Origin of the sequence: Polaromonas sp. CG_9.7 (genome assembly GCF_015752205.1) — a bacterium.
Taxonomy (GTDB): domain Bacteria; phylum Pseudomonadota; class Gammaproteobacteria; order Burkholderiales; family Burkholderiaceae_C; genus Polaromonas.
On sequence record NZ_JADOVG010000005.1, the window covers coordinates 103,641 to 121,068 of the forward strand.

Consider the following 17,428-nt stretch of genomic DNA (forward strand, 5'->3'; position numbering starts at 1 on the left):
TCCTCATGTCATATTTTTCAGACCCTTGCCAATCAAGAAGGTTTCAGAAGAATTTGAACGCGAAGCCTTGGGCTTCATGCGCTTGACCACCTTGAAACTGGCCTGAAACAGCTTGACAAGATCGTCATAACCGCTGCCGTGAAACAGTTTGACGACCAGTGAGCCGTCCGGCTTCATGCGGGACTGGGCAAATTCCACCGCCAGTTCGACCAGATGGGCGATGCGCGCCGCATCCACCGACTCAATGCCGGACAGATTGGGCGCCATATCCGAAATCACCAGGTCCACCTTGACAGCGCCCTGCTCTGAGCGCAACGCTTGCTCCAGTTTTTCCAGCACGTCGGGTTCGCGGAAGTCGCCCTGTATAAAGGCCACGCCTTCAATGGGTTCCATGGGCAACAAGTCCAGCGCGATGATGCGGCCATTGAGCGCTCCCGCTGCGGCGCCGGTTGGCGAGAGCTTGCGCCGGACATACTGACTCCACGCGCCCGGCGTGCTGCCCAGGTCGACGACGCAGTCGCCGGGCTTGACCAATCCCAGCGTTTCGTCCATTTCCTTGAGCTTGAAAGCAGCGCGGGCGCGATAGCCTTCCTTGCGGGCCTGCTTCACATAGGGGTCGTTGATATGGTCGTGTAGCCACGCCTTGTTGACTTTTTTACCTTTTGCATCACCCTTGGTGGCGACCTTGGAGGTCGATTTCGGGAGGAGTTTGTGGTCTGACTTGGCATTTACTTTCATGCGGCCTATTGTCGTCTTCCCGACACCGCCGATAATTGCGCATGGCTCAAATACAACTTACCCCTGCCCAGCGCAAAGACCACCGCGCTGAAGCGCACCATCTCAATGCCGTCGTGATGATTGGCTCCGACGGCCTGACCGACAATGTAAAAAAGGAAATCGACGCCGCCTTGAGTGCCCATGGCCTGATCAAGGTACGGGTCCAGTCCGACGACCGTGCAGGCCGCGAAGACATGTTCCGCTCGCTGGCTGAAGAACTTGACGCTGCGCCCATCCAGCACATCGGCAAGTTGCTGGTGTTCTGGCGGCCGGTTCCCGAGAAAGAGAAAAAGGTCAGCGAAGACCGCATGGCCGGCCCGCGCGACGTGAAAGTGCTGAAGAACAGTTCGCGCTATGGCCAGCGGCCAGAAGTCAAGACCCTGCGGGTGCTGGGCAACCAGCGCCTCACACCGGGCGGCAGCGTCAAGCGCGCCAAGCCCCGCCAGCAAGTCAGCGTCAAGAAACGGTCACAAGACTGAACTTTCTCCAAGCCCTGAACCGACCTTGCGACTTCGCTGGTCGGTTTTTGCTTTTTCATGTATAAAAAAACTTGCGGCCTTTAGATTTACCCCAGCCGCCCACAGTTAAATATGATGAAAAATCCACTTCTTGACTTCTCTGACCTTCCCCTGTTTGACCAGATCCTGCCCGAGCATGTCGGCCCGGCGATGGACGATTTGCTTGCCAAAGCCGAAACGGCGCTGGAGCAGGTCACGGCAGATGACTTTCCGGCGACGTGGAGTGGTATTGCCGGCGTGCTTGATGTGGCCACAGAAAACCTTGGCCGTGCCTGGGGCGCCGTTAGTCACCTGAACGGCGTGGCGGACACACCTGAGTTGCGTGCCGCCTACAATGCCGCCCTGCCCCGCGTCACCGAATTCTGGACGCGCCTGGGCGCTGACGAACGCCTGTATGCCAAGTACAAGGCCATCGACGCGGGCAGCCTGAATGACGAGCAGCGCCAGGCACACAAGAATGCCATCCGAAACTTTGTGCTTTCGGGCGCCGAACTGACGGGTGCGGCCAAGGAACGATTCGCGCTTATTCAGGAGCGCCAGGCCGAACTCAGCCAGAAATTCAGTGAAAACTCGCTTGACGCTACGGATGCGTTTGCTTACTACGCCACCGATGATGAAGTGGAAGGCATTCCAGAAGACGTGTTGCAAACCGCCAAGGCGCAGGCTGAAGCCGAGGGCAAGGCCGGCTATCGGCTCAGCCTGAAAATGCCAAGCTATCTGCCGGTGATGCAATTTGCCGAAAGCAGCAGCCTGCGCGAGAAGCTCTACAAGGCCTACACCACGCGCGCCAGCGATCAGGCTCCGGCTGAATTCAGCCAGTTTGACAACAGCGCGGTGATGCAGGAAATCCTGGCCTTGCGTCAGGAAGAATCACGGCTGTTGGGTTACCAGAATTTCGGCGAGGTCTCGGTGGTGGCCAAGATGGCCAAGTCGCCCGAAGAAGTCGTGACCTTTCTGCGTGACCTGGCCCGCCGCGCCCGTCCCTATGCGGAAAAAGACATTGCCGACCTGCGCAGGTTTGCGGCTGAGAAACTGAACCAGTCGGCCCCCCAGGCCTGGGACTATGCCTACATTGGTGAAAAGCTCAAGGAAGAGCGCTATGCCTTCAGCGAGCAGGAAGTCAAGCAGTACTTCACCGCACCCAAGGTGCTGGCGGGCCTGTTCAAGATCGTCGAAACCCTCTTCGAGGTGCAGATTCGCGAGGATTCAGCGCCTGTGTGGAAGCCGGGCGTGGCGTTTTACCGCATCGAGCGCGATGGCCAACTGGTCGGCCAGTTCTACCTTGACCAGCCAGCCCGCAACGGCAAGCGCGGTGGCGCCTGGATGGACGATGTGCGGGCCCGCTGGCTGCGCCCCGACACCGGCATGCTGCAAACGCCTGTTGCGCATTTGGTGTGCAATTTTGCCGACAGCGTCGGCGGCAAGCCCGCGCTGCTGACGCATGATGACGTGACCACGCTGTTTCACGAGTTCGGCCATGGTTTGCACCACATGCTCACGCAGGTCAACGAGCACGACGTGTCGGGCATCAGCGGCGTCGAATGGGACGCGGTCGAGTTGCCGAGCCAGTTCATGGAAAACTTCTGCTGGGAATGGGACGTGCTAAAACAGATGACGGCGCATGTCGACACGGGCGAGCCACTGCCCCGCGCACTGTTCGACAAGATGCTCGCTGCCAAGAATTTCCAGAGCGGCATGCAGACATTGCGCCAAGTCGAGTTTTCGCTCTTCGACATGCTGCTGCACACCTCGCACAACCCGGACGAGGACCTGATGGGCCTGCTGGGCGAGGTGCGCCGCGAAGTGGCAGTCATTTCTGCGCCAGCCTACAGCCGTACAGCGCACACCTTCAGCCATATCTTTTCAGGCGGCTATGCGGCGGGCTACTACAGCTACAAGTGGGCTGAAGTACTGTCGGCAGACGCCTATGCGGCCTTTGAAGAAACCGCAGCCGCCAACGACCAAGCAGGAAACGACAAGTCAACCGTCAGCGTGCAAGCTGGCAGAAAATACCGCCAGGCGATTCTCGAATCGGGCGGAAGCCGCCCGGCCATGGAGTCGTTCAAGGCATTTCGAGGCCGTGAACCTTCACTCGACGCCTTGCTGCGCCATCAGGGCATGGCTTGAAACCCATGCTGAAAATACTTTGAAAAACTGGACCGGAACCATGAAATCAAGCGCATTGTGTTTTTCCGGATTCAAGGCACTGTTGATGCTGGGGCTGGCAGCCAGCGCCCTGTCTTCATTGCAGGTGCAGGCGCAGCAGATTTACCGCATCGTCGGGCCGGATGGCAGGCTGATTTTTTCGGACCGGCCACCGCCAGTGTCGGCGCCCAATACCCGAGTCAGCGAAGTCAATGTATCTGGCGGCGCAGGTGACAACACACCAGCCGGCCTGCCGTTCGAACTTCGCCAGGTGGTGCTCAAGTACCCGGTGGTCCTGTACACCGGCGAAAACTGCGCGCCCTGCGGCGCAGGCCGTTCATTGCTGACCCGTCGGGGCGTTCCATTCAATGAAAAAACGGTCATCACGGTCGCCGATACCGAGGCGCTTCAACGTCTGAGCGGCGAAACCTTATTGCCCTTTCTGACCATTGGCGGCCAGCATCTCAAGGGTTTTTCCGATGCGGAATGGACCCAGTTCCTAAATGCTGCGGACTATCCAAAGTCTTCGGTCCTGCTGCCCAGCTACCGATTGCCCAGGCCAGTGCCGTTGGTAGCCGAGTCGCTCTTGCCGGCATCGCCTCCTTCTGGCGAAAACAGCGAGCCGAAAACAGCGAAGAAAACCCCTGCGTTACGCCCCGTACAGGCACCTGCCAACAGCAGCAATCCGGGCGGCATCAAATTCTGACCGATGTGAACAGCCTGTAATTCGAGCTCGCCGATCAACAGCCCGGTTGAGCGCAGGCGCTGCTTTGTTTTCGAAGTTTTGGCGGCACGTTTGGCACAATGCAAAACAGAAAGGCCAGAATGCACCAACGAATCAGCGAAGAGATCACCTTCCGCAAGCTGGAAGTTTTGCTGGCTTACATGGAAACCGGCAGCCTGACGCGTGCGGCCGAGCGGCTTGATGTCAGTACGGTCAGCGTGCATCGTGCGCTTCACTCACTCGAAGAAGGGGTACGCTGCACCCTTTTCCGGCCTGAAGGCCGCAACCTTTTGCCTACCGATGCTGCGCAGGCGCTGGCCGAAGTAGCACGCGACGTGCTCAAACTGATGGCCGACGGTATCACCTCGACCCGGCAGGCTGGAGGCTATGCGGCTGGCAGCATCAGGATAGGCTCGTTGTATTCGCTCACCATCAAGACTGTGCCTACGCTCATCATGGGCATCAAGCTGCGCAAGCCGGAGTTGCAAACCGAACTGATACTGGGCTCCAATGCGGACCTGCTGCAAAAGCTCAGGCAGGGTCTGGTCGATGCAACCCTGATGGCGGATTCCGAAGGCGAGGCCGACATTGAATCCATTGCGCTGTTCGATGACGACATCTACTTTGCCGCGCCCGTCGGTTCCCCTTATGCGAACCTGGACTCTGTAGACCTCAGCGCCTGCGCTGACGAGCGCTTTGTCAGCCTGACTGAGGGCTTTGCCACCTATTCAGGCTTTGTAGAAGCCTTTCGGGTTGCTGGCTTCACACCCAGCATTGCCATGAAGGTGGGCGACATTTTCTCGCTCATGAATCTGGTCAGCGGCGGCATTGGTTGCACGCTGCTGCCGGGCCGGGTGCGCGACGTGATTCCGAACAAGGTGCAATTGATTCCGCTGCAGCCGAGGTTCCTGATGCGCCAGCATATCGCTCTCAATTTCCTGCGCACCCGCGAGCGCGACCCGAATTTACTGGCGCTGGCATCGGTCTGCCGACTGTCGCGGCAATTGCTGGCGTGACTTCAGGGTTAACCCCCGACTGTTTCACCCACTGAAATCGTGACGCCTGCGCGTTAATTGATCTGCCTTGCCGGCGCCGATAAAGTCGCACTCAAGAAACCAACGCGGCAAACCTTCCGGCTTGTGCGGGACCCGGTTTCTAACCATTCGGCCGAATACTGGCGGTGTAATAGGAGACAAGCATCATGATCATCTACGGGGTAGCGCTGCTGTCCATCTGTACCTTGCTCGGGGTACTCATCGGCGACCTGCTGGGCGCGGCAATCGGTGTCAAGGCAAATGTAGGGGGCGTCGGTTTTGCGATGATCCTGCTGCTGTTTTTCTCAGAACATCTCAAGAACACCGGACGATTCGTGCAGCAGTCGTCCCAAGGCGTGGCTTTCTGGACGGCCATGTACATCCCGATCGTGGTGGCCATGGCCGCGCAGCAAAACGTGCTTGGCGCGATCAAGGGTGGCCCGATGGCAATCATCGCGGGTGCTTTGGCAACGGTGATCTGCTTCGCGCTGATACCGGTCGTCGACCGGATCGGCAGGCCCAAACTGCAACCCTCAGATCAGCCGCCGTCCGGCCAGCACCGTTCAGGAGAAACGGCATGACCAGCACGCTGGACATCCTGACCAGCGCGCTGGTCAAAAATGGGCTGCTGACGGCTTTTGCCGTCGTGGGCGTCACGATGTGGGTGTCGTATGTGCTGTCGGCACGGCTGACGCGTGGCCACCTGCAGGGGTCGGCCCTGGCCATCATGCTCGGACTGCTGATGGCCTACATCGGCGGCGTCGTGACCGGCGGCAAGAATGGCGTGGTTGACTTCAAGCTGCTGAGTGGCGTCGGGCTGCTGGGCGGCGCCATGCTGCGCGACTTCGCCATTGTGTCAACCGCTTATGGCGCCACCCTGACAGACATGCGCAAGTGCGGTGTCAGCGGCATTGTTTCGTTGTTACTGGGCGTGGTCTTGTCTTTTGTCGTCGGCGGTGCCGTGGCAATGGCTTTCGGCTACACCGACGCAGTCAGCATCACCACCATCGGGGCCGGCGCAGTGACCTATATCGTGGGACCGGTGACTGGCGCGGCCATCGGCGCCAGTTCCGAGCTGATCGCCCTGAGCATCGCCGCAGGACTGGTGAAGTCGGTGATGGTGATGATCGGCACGCCCTTCTTTGCCAAAATGATCGGCCTGGACAACCCCCGTACGGCGATGATCTTCGGCGGCATGATGGGCACCACCAGCGGCGTCTGCGGCGGTTTGGCAGCGGTGGACCCGAAGCTGGTGCCCTACGGCGCCATGACCTCGACGTTCTACACAGGGCTGGGTTGCCTGATGGGGCCGTCGGTGCTGTTCTTTGCCACGCGCGCATTGATCGGTTAAGGACATTTGCGCTGACTGTGCATCACGCCAGTCAAGGCAAAAACAGCTTATTGCTATTAAATATATAGCTGCTTGTACATGCCAGTCAAGCGCCAGAGGCATATTTCATGCTTAAAATCCTGTTTTTTGGCAAGACCGGCACCACAGCAAGCCCAGGCCGCAGCGGTCTTAAAACCCATGCCGCGCGGCGTCATGCGTTTGCAAAGCTGGCGGCAGGCTCTCATCGGCCTGCATTGACCCCGACACCTATTGTTCGCGCTGCCGCTCCCGCGCCATCAGGACCGCCAGCGTGTCGGTGCGGGTGCCGGCTGCGGCCACCGACACGGCATCGGGAAACGCCAGCCCGCCAAGCTTGGTCAGCACGCTGCCCGGCGGCATTTCAACGCTCAGGCGAACGCCGTGCTCGTGGGCCAGCACGCTGGTGTCGTGCCATTTCACCGGCAACGCCATGTTGCGCGCCAGGTCGTCGGCAATAAGGGCGGGCGCACTCAGCGCGCGGCCCAGGCTGGCGCTGAAGTAGCGCAGGCGCGGCGCAGCCACCGGCACAGCAGCCATGGCCAGCGCCAGTTCGGCTGCCGGCGCGTCAAGCAGCGGGCAGTGCGACGGAACACTGATCGCCACCGGCTTGGCGGCATAGGCGCCCCGCTTCTGCGCGAGTTCAGCCACATGCGCCATGGCGGCATGCGCGCCGGCCACCACCAGTTGCGTCGGGGCATTGACGTTGGCCAGGAAAACGGGTGAAACGGCTGAATGCACCTGGGCAATGAGCGGCTCCAGCGCGGCACGCTCCAGACCGAGGATCGCGGTCATGCCATAGCCGCAGGGATAGGCCGCTTCCATCAGCCGGGCACGGCGCTCGACCAGCCGCAGCGCATTTGCATAGGACAGCACCGACGCAACCACCGCCGCCGGATAGGCGCCCACCGACAAGCCGGCCACGGCATCGGGCGGACCGGCCTCGCGGATCAAATGGCGCGCCGTGGCAACGCCGGCGATCAGCAAGGCAAGCTGGACCGCGACGGACGAACGCAGCGCTGCATCGCTGTCCAGCGCCAGGGCATCGCGACCCAGCACCTCGCTGGCCTCGTCCATCACCTCGCGCACGAGCGCATTGTGCGGCAACGCATGCAGCATGCCGGCGCGTTGTGCGCCCTGACCCGGGAAGGTGAACAGGATGCTCATGCCGGCATGGGGCAGCAGGCAGCACTGAAAAAAGCCGGGTCCGGACGCGCCCAGGCGTTGTCGGTCAGGACGGGGCCTCGGTTCGTCTTGAGCAAAACCGCCCCGCCGGTGCGCGTCCACTCGTTCAAGGCAAAGGCACCAAACGGTGTCTCGACCTGCACATCGACGCGCGCATCAAGGTCGTGCAGCAGCTGGGCAACTGCACGCAAGGCATCGGCATCGGGCGCCAGCGGCACGCGCAGGATCAGGTCCAGGTCGCTGCCGGGGCGCAGCACATCGCAGCCGCTGGCCAGAAAAAATCCGACTCCGCCTGTTACACCCCATGCGAGCGGCAGGGCGTCGAGTTTCGGGCCGAGCCGGGCCAGCGCTTGCAGGCAGGCCAGCGGCGATTTGCGCACCCGGACACTGACTGCCGCGCTGTGGGCAATTTGCTCCGGCGTGAGCACCCGCACGACGTGCCCAGCCGCCAGCCGGGCAGCACAGCGCTCGCTGCGGGTGATGCCGCGCAGCCCCACCGGCACCTGGACCGCGTCAGCCAGCGTGGCGCGCCGCACCACCACCGGGGCCGCGGCAAGCCAGGCCGGCGTGGCCCACGACGGCGGCGGTTCCGAAAAAATCAATGCCGAAGCCGCCACCGGCCACAGCAGATCGTGCGGACGATGGATGGCGGCAGGTGCATTCACCACTGCGCGCGCAGCTTCTCTCGGACGCGCGACGAAGCCTGCCGGTTGACGCCGCCCAGACGGCTGCGCAAGTCAGCCGCAGGGTCGGTTTTGATGTTGTCCAGTGCGGCCACGAGCGCGCCACGCACATGTTCCAAGTCGGCCGCCAACGGATGTTCGGCGCTGGCCACATCGACCAGCTTCCACAGCAAGCCCAGCGTGGCGTAGCTGGCAATGTCGTAGGCCATTGGCGGCACGTCGGCGGCCAGCCGTTCAAGGTCTTCGACGCTGCGCAGCGTCACGCGGGCGGCGGCGGCCTTGCCCATGGCATGCACCATCACGCCGTCGTCGTTCAAGGCAATCAGCCGGCTGGCCTGGTAGCCGTGGGCCAAAAAGGCGCCCGACATGGCCTTGCCGACGATCAGGCCGATCACCGGATGGCCCTGCTGGCGCGCCTGCGCATAGGCCCCGGCGGCGCCAGCCAGCGCCTGGTGGATGCCAAACGCCTCCTCGCGTCGGCCATAGGCCTGGCTGCTGACGTCGATCACCGCGACGATGGCGCGTTTGGCGCCCTCGCGATCCGCCGCGATGGCCTCATGCACGGACTGCGCCAGCGCCCAGCCTTCGATCAGCCCTGTCTCGCCGGTACGCGCACGCGGGTAGCTGCTTTCGGCATCCGGCACCACTGCGATGTAGCGCGCTGGCTGGCCGGCCAGCATCGCATCGGCCACGCGAACCGAGGGCGGATAGCCCCGCAACACGTCAGCGTTGTCGGTCAGGGCAGCCAGCCAGATGGCGCCACGGCTTGGGGTTTGCTCATTCATGTCCGGCTCCTGCGCTGTTGACGCGATTGACGCTATCGGTGTGAGTGACGTTGTAGACCTGCCGCACGATGTCGGGCGTGGCCTGCACGCCGGCGTCGTAAGACGACAGCCGCGCCAGGTAGTGCGCGTACTGGTCGCTGCGCTCGACGCCGGGGCGGCCGCGCGCCAGCAGGCCGACGACGGCGCTGCGGATGTCGCTGGTGTCGTCCTGGACATAGGCATCGACCAGCCCGGTGCGAAAGCGCTGCTCGCCGCCGGTGAAGCTCCAGATGAAGGGCCGGTCGCGCGAATCGTATTCGGCAATGCCGGCTTCCTGCTCGATCACCTGCGGCCCGTTCAGGCCCAGCCGCGCCTCGCGCGTGGCGACCAGGTAGCTGCACAGGCCCGCGGCAATCGACATGCCGCCAAAGCAGCCCACGCTGCCGGCAATCACGCCGATGACCGGCTGGTACTGCCGCAGATCGACAATGGCCGAATGGATCTCGGCAATGGCGGCCAGGCCCAGGTTGGCTTCCTGCAGGCGAACGCCGCCGGTTTCAAACAGGATGACGGCGCGCATCGGCACGCCTTGGCGGTTGTCATCAGCCGCCAGTTCCAGCGCGCCGGCCATCTTTGCCCCGCCAACCTCGCCCAGACTGCCGCCCTGGAACGCGCCTTCAATCGCCAGCACGACGGCCGGCTGGCCGTCGATGCAGCCCTTGGCAACCACCACGCCGTCGTCCGATTGCGTCACCACGCCTTGGCGGGCCAGCCACGGCGAGGTCATGCGCTCGAACGGGTCGATGAGTTCGCGAAATGTCCCGGCATCGAGCAGCGCGCGCACCCGGGCCCTGGCGTCGAGTTCGACAAAGCTGTCATGGCCCGTCAGGCCCAGGGGCAAAGCGCTCATGATTTTTCTCCTGGGGCCGCATCACCCAGCGTCTGGAAGGCCTGCGCCACGCGCATGCCGACCACGCCCGGTGTCGCGCCAAAATCGTTGATCTCAAGCGCTACCGCAGGCCAGCCCTGTGCATCGGCCTTGAACAACCGGTCGAGCTGCGCCTGCCAGACAGCGCCATAGCCATTGACCGAGGTCGTCACGCGCACGCGGGTTTGCCCCGCCGTGCCCGGCTCCAGCAGCACTTCAAGGTCGCCGGAGCCAACAACGCCGACCATCACCCGCCCACCAGCGGGCTGGCCTGCAGGGTATTGAAAATCAAAGGTTTCCATATCAGCTTTCAATTAAGTGAAGGCCTGCAGACCGGAAGGTCCAGGCGATCGAGAAACAAGGTGGCGGCCAGCAGATCGGCCGCACCGCCCGGCGAGGCATTCAAGGCCAGCGCTCGTGCATCGAGTTGATGCAGCAGACGCCGGCCCGTCAGGCTGGCCACGCCGCCTCCGGCCAGCACGTCGGCGGCATCGTCTTGCAGCGCCCGCAACGCGGCCGGCCCGGCCCGGGACAGCACGCAGGTGTCGTCCAGACCACTCAAAATGGCCAGCAGCGCATTGAGGCGGGACGCCGTTTCGCTATTCCCGCGCGCGCGGCTGCGCTGCAGTTCGGGCAATCCGCGCTCGATGACCTGCGGAAATCCGGCCTGAGCCTGGCCGCGTGCGCCAGTGACGCCAAAGTCGCGGCAGGCGCGTTCACCCTTATTGCCGGTCACTTGCGGTGCATGGCAGTCCGGCATGCGGGCAATGGCGGCGGCCAGCTGCGCCGTTCGCGCCGGGCTGGTCGCCTCGGACTCCAACGCTGCGCCGGCCACCAGCAGGCCCAGCGCCCAGATCGCGCCTCTGTGGGTGTTGACGCCCTGTGTCGTCTGCATCATGGCGGCCTCGGCTTCGCGGCCAATCCGGCCCAGCGATTCGCGCAGCCCCAGCGTGGGCGCGCCGGCGTCGCGTGCGACCTCGGCCATTTCAATGAATGCCGGCGCCAGCGCGCAGGCCGAGCGGCACATCAGCTCCAGGTCCAGGTCGGTGTGCGCGCCCCGGCCCCGGCGGTCCACCAGCCCCGGCTTGGGCGTCAGCCGCGCTTCGTCGAGCAGCGCATCGACCGCCTGCACTGCCAGCCTTGACGAGTGGCTTGGTGCAGGGAGGAATTCAAGGTCCAATGCCTTCATTACCAGCTCCTGAACCGGGCCGGCGGCTCGTACAGCCCGCCCGACCAATCCACCAGATCGGCCATGCTCTTGGCCGCGAGCAGCGAGCGTGTGGCTTTGGATCGGTCCACGCCCAGGTCTTCCGGCAGCGCGATCAGCCCTTCGCTGCGCATCTGCCGCGTCTGCGCCGGGTCATGGCGCAGGCCAATCGGCGTGACGCCCGCGACGGCTGCGATCATCGCCTGGCGCTGCGCCAGCGACTGCGCCTTGTACAGGTAGGCAATGCCCTCCTCCGTCAGCACATGGGTCACGTCGTCGCCGTAGATCATCACCGGCGCCAGCGCCATGCCTGAATCTTTGGCAACCTGCACTGCGTCGAGTTCCTCGACGAAGGTCGGCTTGCCGCCGGCCTGGAAGGTCTCGACCATCTGCACTACCAGTTTGCGGCCCTTTTCCAGCGGGCTGTCGGTCTGCAGCATGTCGAGCCAGGCGGGCGTGCAGTGGCGCCGGCCGCCGGGCTGGTGGCCCATGTTGGGCGCGCCGCCAAAGCCTGACAACCGGCCCCGGGTGACGGTCGAAGAGTGGCCGTCGCCGTCAACCTGCAGGGTGGAGCCGATGAACAGATCGACCGCGTACTGGCCCGCCAGCTGGCACAGCGCGCGGTTCGAGCGCATCGAGCCGTCGGCGCCGGTGAAGAACACATCGGGCCGCGCCGCGACGTACTTTTCCATGCCGAGTTCGCCGCCAAACGAATGCACGCTCTCGACCCAGCCCGACTCGATGGCCGGAATCAGGGAAGGGTGCGGATTGAGCGCCCAGTGGCGGCAGATCTTGCCCTTGAGCCCGAGCGACTCGCCATAGGTCGGCAAGATCAGCTCGATGGCGGCGGTGTTGAAGCCGATGCCGTGGTTCAGCGACTGCACCTGATGGCGCTCGTAGATGCCGCGAATCGCCATCATCGCCATCAGGATGTGCACCGGCTTGATCAGGCGCGGGTCGCGGGTGAACAGCGGCTCGATGAAGAAGGGCTTGTCAGCTTTCACCACAAAGTCGATCCATGAGCCCGGAATGTCAACGCGCGGCAGGTCGCCCACATCGTCCACGATCTCGTTGACCTGCGCGATCACGATGCCGTCGCGAAACGTCGCCGCCTCGACCAGCGCGGGCGTGTCCTCGGTGCTGGCGCCCGTGTACAGGTTGCCGGCACGGTCGGCCGTGAAGCCGGCGATCAGTACGACGTTCGGCGTCAGGTCGATGTACAGGCGTGCATAGAGTTCGATGTAGGTGTGGATGGCGCCGATCTCTAACTGCCCGTCTTCGAGCAGTTGCGAGATGCGCAGGCTTTGCGAGCCGGCGTAGGAAAAATCGAGCTTGCGGGCAATGCCGCTTTCAAACAGGTCCAGGTGCTCGGGCCGGCTGACGCTGGGAATAATCATGTGCAGGCCGTTGACCTTGGCTGCATCGACTTGCGCCAGCGAGCGCGACAAAAAATCCGCCTGCTTCTGGTTGTTGCCCTCCAGCACCACGCGGTCGCCGGGCGCGATCAGCGCTTCAAGAAAGGAAACAATGTCGGCTGTCGGAACCACCCGGCCGTCAGTGAAGGCGGCGGCACGCGCCAGGCGCCGTTTTTTTTCGGTCCGGCGGGTGTCCCATGACCGGCTGCTGGGTTGAGTCTGCATTTTTGCTCCATAAAATCGCTTTGACAGCAAAGATATTCGAGCGGGCTGGTCGGGTCAATGAACCTTGCCGTGGATTCATTACGCTGGGCGCAAAGGTTGCGGCCGGGAAAGACCTCAAATCCATGAACGGCGGCGGCAGGCAGGCCAGCCTCAGCGCCTTCTGCCGCGCCGTTTCGCCATCGTCCGCCAGCGCCAGACCAGCGAGATCAGTGCATAACTGAGCAGCCCCATCAGGACGGCGGTGATGCACAGCCCGACCACCAGCGGCTTGCCCAGGGCGGCAATGCGCTGCCACAGGCTCAGGGTATTTTCGATCTCCTCCGCGCCGATGACTTCGAGGTCTTTGTGCACTGCCTTCTCGCCCGTGACCCAGATCCCCAGCCGGTAGGCGCCGTAGTAGATCGGCGCGAAGGTCAGCGGATTGCTCACGAGCGTGCTGGCCACGGCAGCCGGCACGTTGACGCGCAGCACAATCGCCGCGCCCACCAACAGCGGAATCTGCGCAAGTGGCACCAGCAGGCCAAAAAAGACGCCCACGGCCACGCCCATCGCCACACCGCGCCGCGACCAGTGCCAGAGCTTGGGCTGGTCCAGCCACGGGCCGAGCCAGGCCAGCCAGCGGTTGCGGCTGATCTGCTGACGGCTCGGGATGCGGGCACGCAATCGATCAAGCAGGCTCATATGCCATGGTTTCCCGGTGGACAAGCAGCTCTTGCGTTACGCATCACCGCTGCCGGCTGAAAAAGACAAGAACAAGGCGCTCATCAATGTAAGCCCGCTTAAAAGAGCAGGGTTTCAACGCCGTCATCCGTTCCCAGCAAGCACACATCCGCCTTCTGGAAGGCAAACACCCCCACCGTCACCACGCCAGGCCACTGGCTGACCAGCGACTCGAAGGCCAGCGGATCGGTCATCTTCAGGCCGGTCACGTCCAGGATGTGCTGGCCGTTGTCGGTCACCAGCGGCTGGCCGCCCTTGTGGCGCACCGTGGCGGCGCCACCCATGGCCTCGAACTGGCGCGCAATGCGCCGCGCGGCCATCGGAATGACCTCGACCGGCAGGGGAAAGCCGCCCAGCGTGGCAACGTATTTGGACTTGTCGGCAATGCAGATGAAGCGGCGCGACTGCGCGGCGACGATCTTTTCTCGCGTCAAGGCCGCGCCGCCGCCCTTGACCATGTGGCCGGCGTGGTCGATCTCGTCGGCGCCGTCGATGTAAACCGCCAGTTCGTCTACTTCGCTGGCATCGAACACCTTGATGCCCAGCGCCTGCAGCCGCTCGGTCGAGGCGTTCGAGCTGGACACGGCCCCTTGAATCCGGTCCTTCATGCTGGCCAGCGCGTCGATAAACTTGTTCACCGTCGAGCCGGTGCCGACGCCGACGATGCTGCCGTCCTCGATGTAATGCAGGGCCGCCTGGCCCACCAGGGTTTTGAGTTCGTCTTGGGTCATGGTGTGCTTTGTTGGGAAATGCGGTTGGGGTGAAGCAGTTTTTGCGACAATCGCGGCTCATGCCTTTCGGGGCCAAGCGCTTTGCCAGGCCCATAAAAATCCACTGCTCTCTGCCCGAATTATCCAATGCCCCTGCTCCCCTATGCCCTGGCCCGCCCCTTTTTATTCGGATTCGACCCCGAGACCGCCCATGACCTGACCATGGCGTCACTGGCGCGCACCCAGGGCACGCCGCTGTCAGCCCTGTATTGCGGCACGCGGGTCAGCGATCCGATCGAGCTTGCCGGCTTGAGCTTTCCCAACCGGGTGGGCTTGGCCGCCGGGCTGGACAAGAACGCCCGCTGCATCGACGGACTGGCAGCCATGGGATTCGGCTTTGTCGAGGTCGGCACGGTGACGCCGAAAGCCCAGCCTGGCAACCCGAAGCCACGCATGTTCCGCCTGCCCGAGGCCAATGCATTGATTAACCGCCTGGGCTTCAACAACGACGGGCTGGACGCTTTCCTTGCCAACGTGCAGAAGTCGAGCATCCGCAAGCCAGGCGCGAAAAGCCCGTTGCTGCTGGGCCTGAACATCGGCAAAAACGCCGCCACGCCGATTGAAAACGCGGTGGACGATTACCTGATCTGCCTCGACGGCGTGTACCCGCATGCCGACTACGTGACCGTCAATATTTCCAGCCCCAACACCAAGAACCTGCGCGCGCTGCAAAGCGACGAGGCGCTGGACGCCCTGCTTGGCCAGATTGCCGAACGCCGCGAGACACTGGCGGGCCGGCATGGCAAGCGGGTGCCGATTTTTGTCAAGATTGCGCCCGATCTCGATGACGCGCAGGTCGAAGTGATTGCCGCCACTTTGAAACGCCACGCGATGGACGGCGTCGTCGCGACCAACACCACGCTGAGCCGCGACGCCGTCAAAGGCCTGCGACATGCCGAAGAAATGGGCGGCCTGAGCGGCGCGCCAGTGCTCGACGCCAGCAACCGCGTCATCGGCCAGTTGCGTGCCGCGCTGGGCACGAATTTTCCCATCGTCGGCGTGGGCGGCGTGATGAGCGGGCTGGATGCAGTGTCCAAGATCAAGGCCGGTGCCGACGTGGTGCAGATCTACACCGGCCTGATCTACAAAGGCCCGGCACTGGTCGCCGAGGCTGCAAATTCAATTAAAAAGTGCCGCTAGCTCAATACTGGCGGGCGCAAGCAGCTACTATTTTGATAGCTTAAAACACTTGAAAAGTGGCTTGAAGGTTGCCTGAAAGTGCGTAGGGCGTGCATGTCGATTTCCATGCTGTTGTGATGCATGCGTTAGCGCATGGCGGGGCACCACCTGGTTGGCACGCTGCCGCTTTGCCCGCACTCAGCGCGGCATCCACCCCAGGCCAGCCGAAGTTCCTCCTGGCTCGCCGCCCTTTTTCGGGCGGTATTCGCAGCCAATCCAGCCGTCCCAGTTGCAGCCCGCCGACACCTCGTCGATCACTCTGAACAGGTAGGAATAATTCATTTCGCCGATGTCCGGCTCGTGGCGCTCGGGCACACCGGCCACCTGAAAGTGCCCGACAGCGCCCGTGGGCAGGTACTTGCGGATTTTCATGGCCACATCGCCTTCGACAATCTGGCAGTGGTAGAGGTCCATCTGCACCTTGAGGTTGGGCGCGCCGACCTCGGCAATGATCTCGTGTGCGTGGTCCTGCCGGTTCAGGAAGAAACGCGCAATGTCCCGCGTGTTGATCGGCTCAATCAACACGTCGCGCCCACACTTCGCCGCCTCGCCCGCCGCCCAGCGCAGGTTTTCCACATAGAGCGGCTGTGTGTCCTCGCGCTCCTGCCCTTCGGCCACCAAACCGGCCATCACATGAATACGCGGGCAATCCAGCGCTTCGGCGTAGTCAAGGGCGAGCAGCACACCGGCACGAAACTCCGCCTCGCGGCCAGGCACGCTGGCTGTGCCTCGGTCACCGGACTTGTCCCAGGCCATGGCAATGGAGGCGGCATCGACGCCACCGGGTGGCGCATTGAACAACACCTGCTGCAATCCATTGGCTTTCAAGCGCGCAGCCAGTTCAGGTTTGTCGAAGGCATACGGAAAAAGAAACTCTACCGCTTTGAAGCCGTCAGCGGCTGCCGCTTCAAAGCGGTCCAGAAACGGCAGTTCGGGGTACATCATGGACAGGTTGGCTGCAAATTTCGGCATGGCGATCTTTGTGAGGTGATAAAAAAACCGTTTAAATTGATAGCTGCTTGCGCATTCAGGGAAAGGGCTACAGCCTGATTGAACCCATATTCAGCCTACCAGCGCGCTCCGAAGGTCTGGCGCAACGCGTCGATCTGCTCTGCGCTCAGGGGCAGCGGCGGCGACGCTGCCAACACCATCAGCCGTGCGGTTTCTTCCAGCTCTTCCAGCACGGCCATGGCGGATGCGGGACTGTCGTGCCAGACATTCGGTCCGAGCCGGGCCAGCATCACTGCGCGTACGGGCGTTCCTTGCTGCCCGTAATGCGTGATGGCCTGCGCCACTTTGGCTGCGGCTGCGCAATCGCCGGGCCGGTGGTAGTCAATGAGCGGCACATGACCCACCTTCATGACAAAGTAAGGCGTGATGGGCGGCAACAACTCTTCACCCGTGGCGCACAGGCTCAATGCGACGCAGTGCGTGCTGTGGGTATGAATCACGCACTGCGTTGCCGGGTCAAACGGTTCGGCCGAGGCATAAATGCCGGCATGCAGCGCAAGGGTCTTGCTGGCGGTGTCGCCACTTAGCTGCCTTGCGTTGGCGTCAAGCCGCGCCAGACGTGCCGGGTCCAGATAACCCAGGCAGGCATCGGTGGGTGTGATCAAAAAGCCCCCGCCTTCGGATGCCGCCAGCCGCACGCTGATATTGCCTGCAGTGGCATGCACGTAACCCCGGTCAAACAGGCTTTTTCCCACGCGGCAAATTTCTTCGCGCGCCCGGGTTTCGCTCAGCCCTGTCATGTCGCCCGCCAGGCAACCGCAAGAAAGACCGCTGTTC

At 63.0% G+C, this 17,428-nt stretch carries 19 protein-coding genes; 7 read left to right on the forward strand and 12 right to left on the reverse strand.

Annotation, left to right across the window (positions count from 1 at the left end):
* Nucleotides 1-3 precede the first annotated feature (3 nt).
* Nucleotides 4-738 (reverse strand): RlmE family RNA methyltransferase, encoded by a 735-nt coding sequence (locus IWX87_RS06865; protein ID WP_196862778.1) that lies wholly within the window; start codon nucleotides 736-738, stop codon nucleotides 4-6.
* Between the two features lie 41 nt (nucleotides 739-779).
* Here IWX87_RS06865 and IWX87_RS06870 point away from each other — a divergent pair, with 41 nt between their 5' ends.
* The 6 genes from IWX87_RS06870 (at nucleotide 780) to madM (ending at nucleotide 6,549) form a co-directional block, all read left to right on the forward strand.
* A complete protein-coding gene (locus IWX87_RS06870; protein ID WP_029525222.1) occupies nucleotides 780-1,256 on the forward strand; it encodes a YhbY family RNA-binding protein in 477 nt (158 codons plus the stop codon).
* 114 nt (nucleotides 1,257-1,370) lie between these two features.
* Entirely contained in the window at nucleotides 1,371-3,422 is a 2,052-nt protein-coding gene (locus tag IWX87_RS06875; RefSeq protein ID WP_196862779.1) for a M3 family metallopeptidase, read from the forward strand.
* Nucleotides 3,423-3,462: 40 nt separating this feature from the next.
* Complete coding sequence (locus IWX87_RS06880; RefSeq protein WP_196862780.1) at nucleotides 3,463-4,146, forward strand: glutaredoxin domain-containing protein; 684 nt, start codon at nucleotides 3,463-3,465, stop codon at nucleotides 4,144-4,146.
* Nucleotides 4,147-4,265: 119 nt separating this feature from the next.
* On the forward strand, nucleotides 4,266-5,180 hold the full coding sequence (locus IWX87_RS06885) for a LysR family transcriptional regulator (RefSeq protein ID WP_196862781.1): 915 nt from the start codon (nucleotides 4,266-4,268) through the stop codon (nucleotides 5,178-5,180).
* 185 nt (nucleotides 5,181-5,365) lie between these two features.
* Nucleotides 5,366-5,779 (forward strand): malonate transporter subunit MadL, encoded by a 414-nt coding sequence (gene madL / locus IWX87_RS06890; protein ID WP_196862782.1) that lies wholly within the window; start codon nucleotides 5,366-5,368, stop codon nucleotides 5,777-5,779.
* Nucleotides 5,776-6,549, forward strand: a complete 774-nt coding sequence (madM, locus tag IWX87_RS06895; protein WP_196862783.1) for a malonate transporter subunit MadM — start codon at nucleotides 5,776-5,778, stop codon at nucleotides 6,547-6,549. Before madL ends, madM begins: the two co-directional genes overlap by 4 nt.
* Before the next feature lie 246 nt (nucleotides 6,550-6,795).
* Here the strand turns inward: madM and mdcH are convergent, their stop codons facing one another.
* The 9 genes from mdcH to rpiA all read right to left on the reverse strand — a co-directional run bounded on the left by mdcH (nucleotide 6,796) and on the right by rpiA (nucleotide 14,422).
* Nucleotides 6,796-7,731 carry a malonate decarboxylase subunit epsilon gene (gene mdcH, locus IWX87_RS06900; protein WP_196862784.1) on the reverse strand — a complete coding sequence of 312 codons (936 nt, stop codon included), beginning with the start codon at nucleotides 7,729-7,731 and terminating at the stop codon, nucleotides 6,796-6,798.
* Nucleotides 7,728-8,414: a malonate decarboxylase holo-ACP synthase gene (locus tag IWX87_RS06905; RefSeq protein ID WP_280757462.1), complete on the reverse strand. Its 687-nt coding sequence runs from the start codon at nucleotides 8,412-8,414 to the stop codon at nucleotides 7,728-7,730. The genes mdcH and IWX87_RS06905 overlap by 4 nt, the downstream gene beginning before the upstream one ends.
* Nucleotides 8,411-9,217, reverse strand: a complete 807-nt coding sequence (gene mdcE / locus IWX87_RS06910) for a biotin-independent malonate decarboxylase subunit gamma (RefSeq protein WP_196862786.1) — start codon at nucleotides 9,215-9,217, stop codon at nucleotides 8,411-8,413. Before mdcE ends, IWX87_RS06905 begins: the two co-directional genes overlap by 4 nt.
* Entirely contained in the window at nucleotides 9,210-10,106 is an 897-nt protein-coding gene (locus tag IWX87_RS06915) for a biotin-independent malonate decarboxylase subunit beta (RefSeq protein WP_196862787.1), read from the reverse strand. The genes mdcE and IWX87_RS06915 overlap by 8 nt, the downstream gene beginning before the upstream one ends.
* Nucleotides 10,103-10,426, reverse strand: a complete 324-nt coding sequence (locus IWX87_RS06920; RefSeq protein ID WP_196862788.1) for a malonate decarboxylase subunit delta — start codon at nucleotides 10,424-10,426, stop codon at nucleotides 10,103-10,105. Before IWX87_RS06920 ends, IWX87_RS06915 begins: the two co-directional genes overlap by 4 nt.
* Nucleotides 10,427-10,434: 8 nt before the next feature.
* On the reverse strand, nucleotides 10,435-11,313 hold the full coding sequence (locus IWX87_RS06925) for a triphosphoribosyl-dephospho-CoA synthase (RefSeq protein WP_196862789.1): 879 nt from the start codon (nucleotides 11,311-11,313) through the stop codon (nucleotides 10,435-10,437).
* Nucleotides 11,313-12,971, reverse strand: coding sequence for a malonate decarboxylase subunit alpha (gene mdcA / locus IWX87_RS06930; RefSeq protein WP_196862790.1), 1,659 nt, complete (start codon nucleotides 12,969-12,971; stop codon nucleotides 11,313-11,315). Before mdcA ends, IWX87_RS06925 begins: the two co-directional genes overlap by 1 nt.
* 150 nt (nucleotides 12,972-13,121) lie before the next feature.
* Entirely contained in the window at nucleotides 13,122-13,652 is a 531-nt protein-coding gene (locus IWX87_RS06935) for a DUF2062 domain-containing protein (protein ID WP_196862791.1), read from the reverse strand.
* 98 nt (nucleotides 13,653-13,750) lie between these two features.
* Nucleotides 13,751-14,422: a ribose-5-phosphate isomerase RpiA gene (gene rpiA / locus IWX87_RS06940; protein ID WP_196862792.1), complete on the reverse strand. Its 672-nt coding sequence runs from the start codon at nucleotides 14,420-14,422 to the stop codon at nucleotides 13,751-13,753.
* A 126-nt stretch (nucleotides 14,423-14,548) separates the two neighbouring features.
* On the opposite strand from rpiA, the gene IWX87_RS06945 reads away from it, so the two are divergent.
* On the forward strand, nucleotides 14,549-15,601 hold the full coding sequence (locus tag IWX87_RS06945; RefSeq protein WP_196862793.1) for a quinone-dependent dihydroorotate dehydrogenase: 1,053 nt from the start codon (nucleotides 14,549-14,551) through the stop codon (nucleotides 15,599-15,601).
* 177 nt (nucleotides 15,602-15,778) lie between these two features.
* On the opposite strand, the gene otnI is transcribed toward IWX87_RS06945, so the two are convergent.
* On the reverse strand, nucleotides 15,779-16,612 hold the full coding sequence (otnI, locus tag IWX87_RS06950) for a 2-oxo-tetronate isomerase (protein ID WP_196862794.1): 834 nt from the start codon (nucleotides 16,610-16,612) through the stop codon (nucleotides 15,779-15,781).
* A gap of 95 nt (nucleotides 16,613-16,707) precedes the next feature.
* Nucleotides 16,708-17,382, reverse strand: a complete 675-nt coding sequence (locus IWX87_RS06955) for an aldolase (protein ID WP_196862925.1) — start codon at nucleotides 17,380-17,382, stop codon at nucleotides 16,708-16,710.
* Between the last annotated feature and the right edge of the window lie 46 nt (nucleotides 17,383-17,428).

Excerpts from the sequence above, each read along its gene's own strand:
- rpiA (WP_196862792.1), bottom strand. The coding sequence starts at position 14,422 with ATGACCCAAGACGAACTCAAAACCCTGGTGGGCCAGGCGGCCCTGCAT.
- IWX87_RS06870 (WP_029525222.1), top strand. The coding sequence starts at position 780 with ATGGCTCAAATACAACTTACCCCTGCCCAGCGCAAAGACCACCGCGCT.
- IWX87_RS06945 (WP_196862793.1), top strand. The coding sequence starts at position 14,549 with ATGCCCCTGCTCCCCTATGCCCTGGCCCGCCCCTTTTTATTCGGATTC.
- IWX87_RS06875 (WP_196862779.1), top strand. The coding sequence starts at position 1,371 with ATGAAAAATCCACTTCTTGACTTCTCTGACCTTCCCCTGTTTGACCAG.
- mdcA (WP_196862790.1), bottom strand. The coding sequence starts at position 12,971 with ATGCAGACTCAACCCAGCAGCCGGTCATGGGACACCCGCCGGACCGAA.
- mdcH (WP_196862784.1), bottom strand. The coding sequence starts at position 7,731 with ATGAGCATCCTGTTCACCTTCCCGGGTCAGGGCGCACAACGCGCCGGC.
- madL (WP_196862782.1), top strand. The coding sequence starts at position 5,366 with ATGATCATCTACGGGGTAGCGCTGCTGTCCATCTGTACCTTGCTCGGG.
- IWX87_RS06920 (WP_196862788.1), bottom strand. The coding sequence starts at position 10,426 with ATGGAAACCTTTGATTTTCAATACCCTGCAGGCCAGCCCGCTGGTGGG.
- IWX87_RS06865 (WP_196862778.1), bottom strand. The coding sequence starts at position 738 with ATGAAAGTAAATGCCAAGTCAGACCACAAACTCCTCCCGAAATCGACC.
- IWX87_RS06925 (WP_196862789.1), bottom strand. The coding sequence starts at position 11,313 with ATGAAGGCATTGGACCTTGAATTCCTCCCTGCACCAAGCCACTCGTCA.
- otnI (WP_196862794.1), bottom strand. The coding sequence starts at position 16,612 with ATGCCGAAATTTGCAGCCAACCTGTCCATGATGTACCCCGAACTGCCG.
- IWX87_RS06915 (WP_196862787.1), bottom strand. The coding sequence starts at position 10,106 with ATGAGCGCTTTGCCCCTGGGCCTGACGGGCCATGACAGCTTTGTCGAA.
- IWX87_RS06880 (WP_196862780.1), top strand. The coding sequence starts at position 3,463 with ATGAAATCAAGCGCATTGTGTTTTTCCGGATTCAAGGCACTGTTGATG.
- mdcE (WP_196862786.1), bottom strand. The coding sequence starts at position 9,217 with ATGAATGAGCAAACCCCAAGCCGTGGCGCCATCTGGCTGGCTGCCCTG.
- IWX87_RS06885 (WP_196862781.1), top strand. The coding sequence starts at position 4,266 with ATGCACCAACGAATCAGCGAAGAGATCACCTTCCGCAAGCTGGAAGTT.
- IWX87_RS06935 (WP_196862791.1), bottom strand. The coding sequence starts at position 13,652 with ATGAGCCTGCTTGATCGATTGCGTGCCCGCATCCCGAGCCGTCAGCAG.
- madM (WP_196862783.1), top strand. The coding sequence starts at position 5,776 with ATGACCAGCACGCTGGACATCCTGACCAGCGCGCTGGTCAAAAATGGG.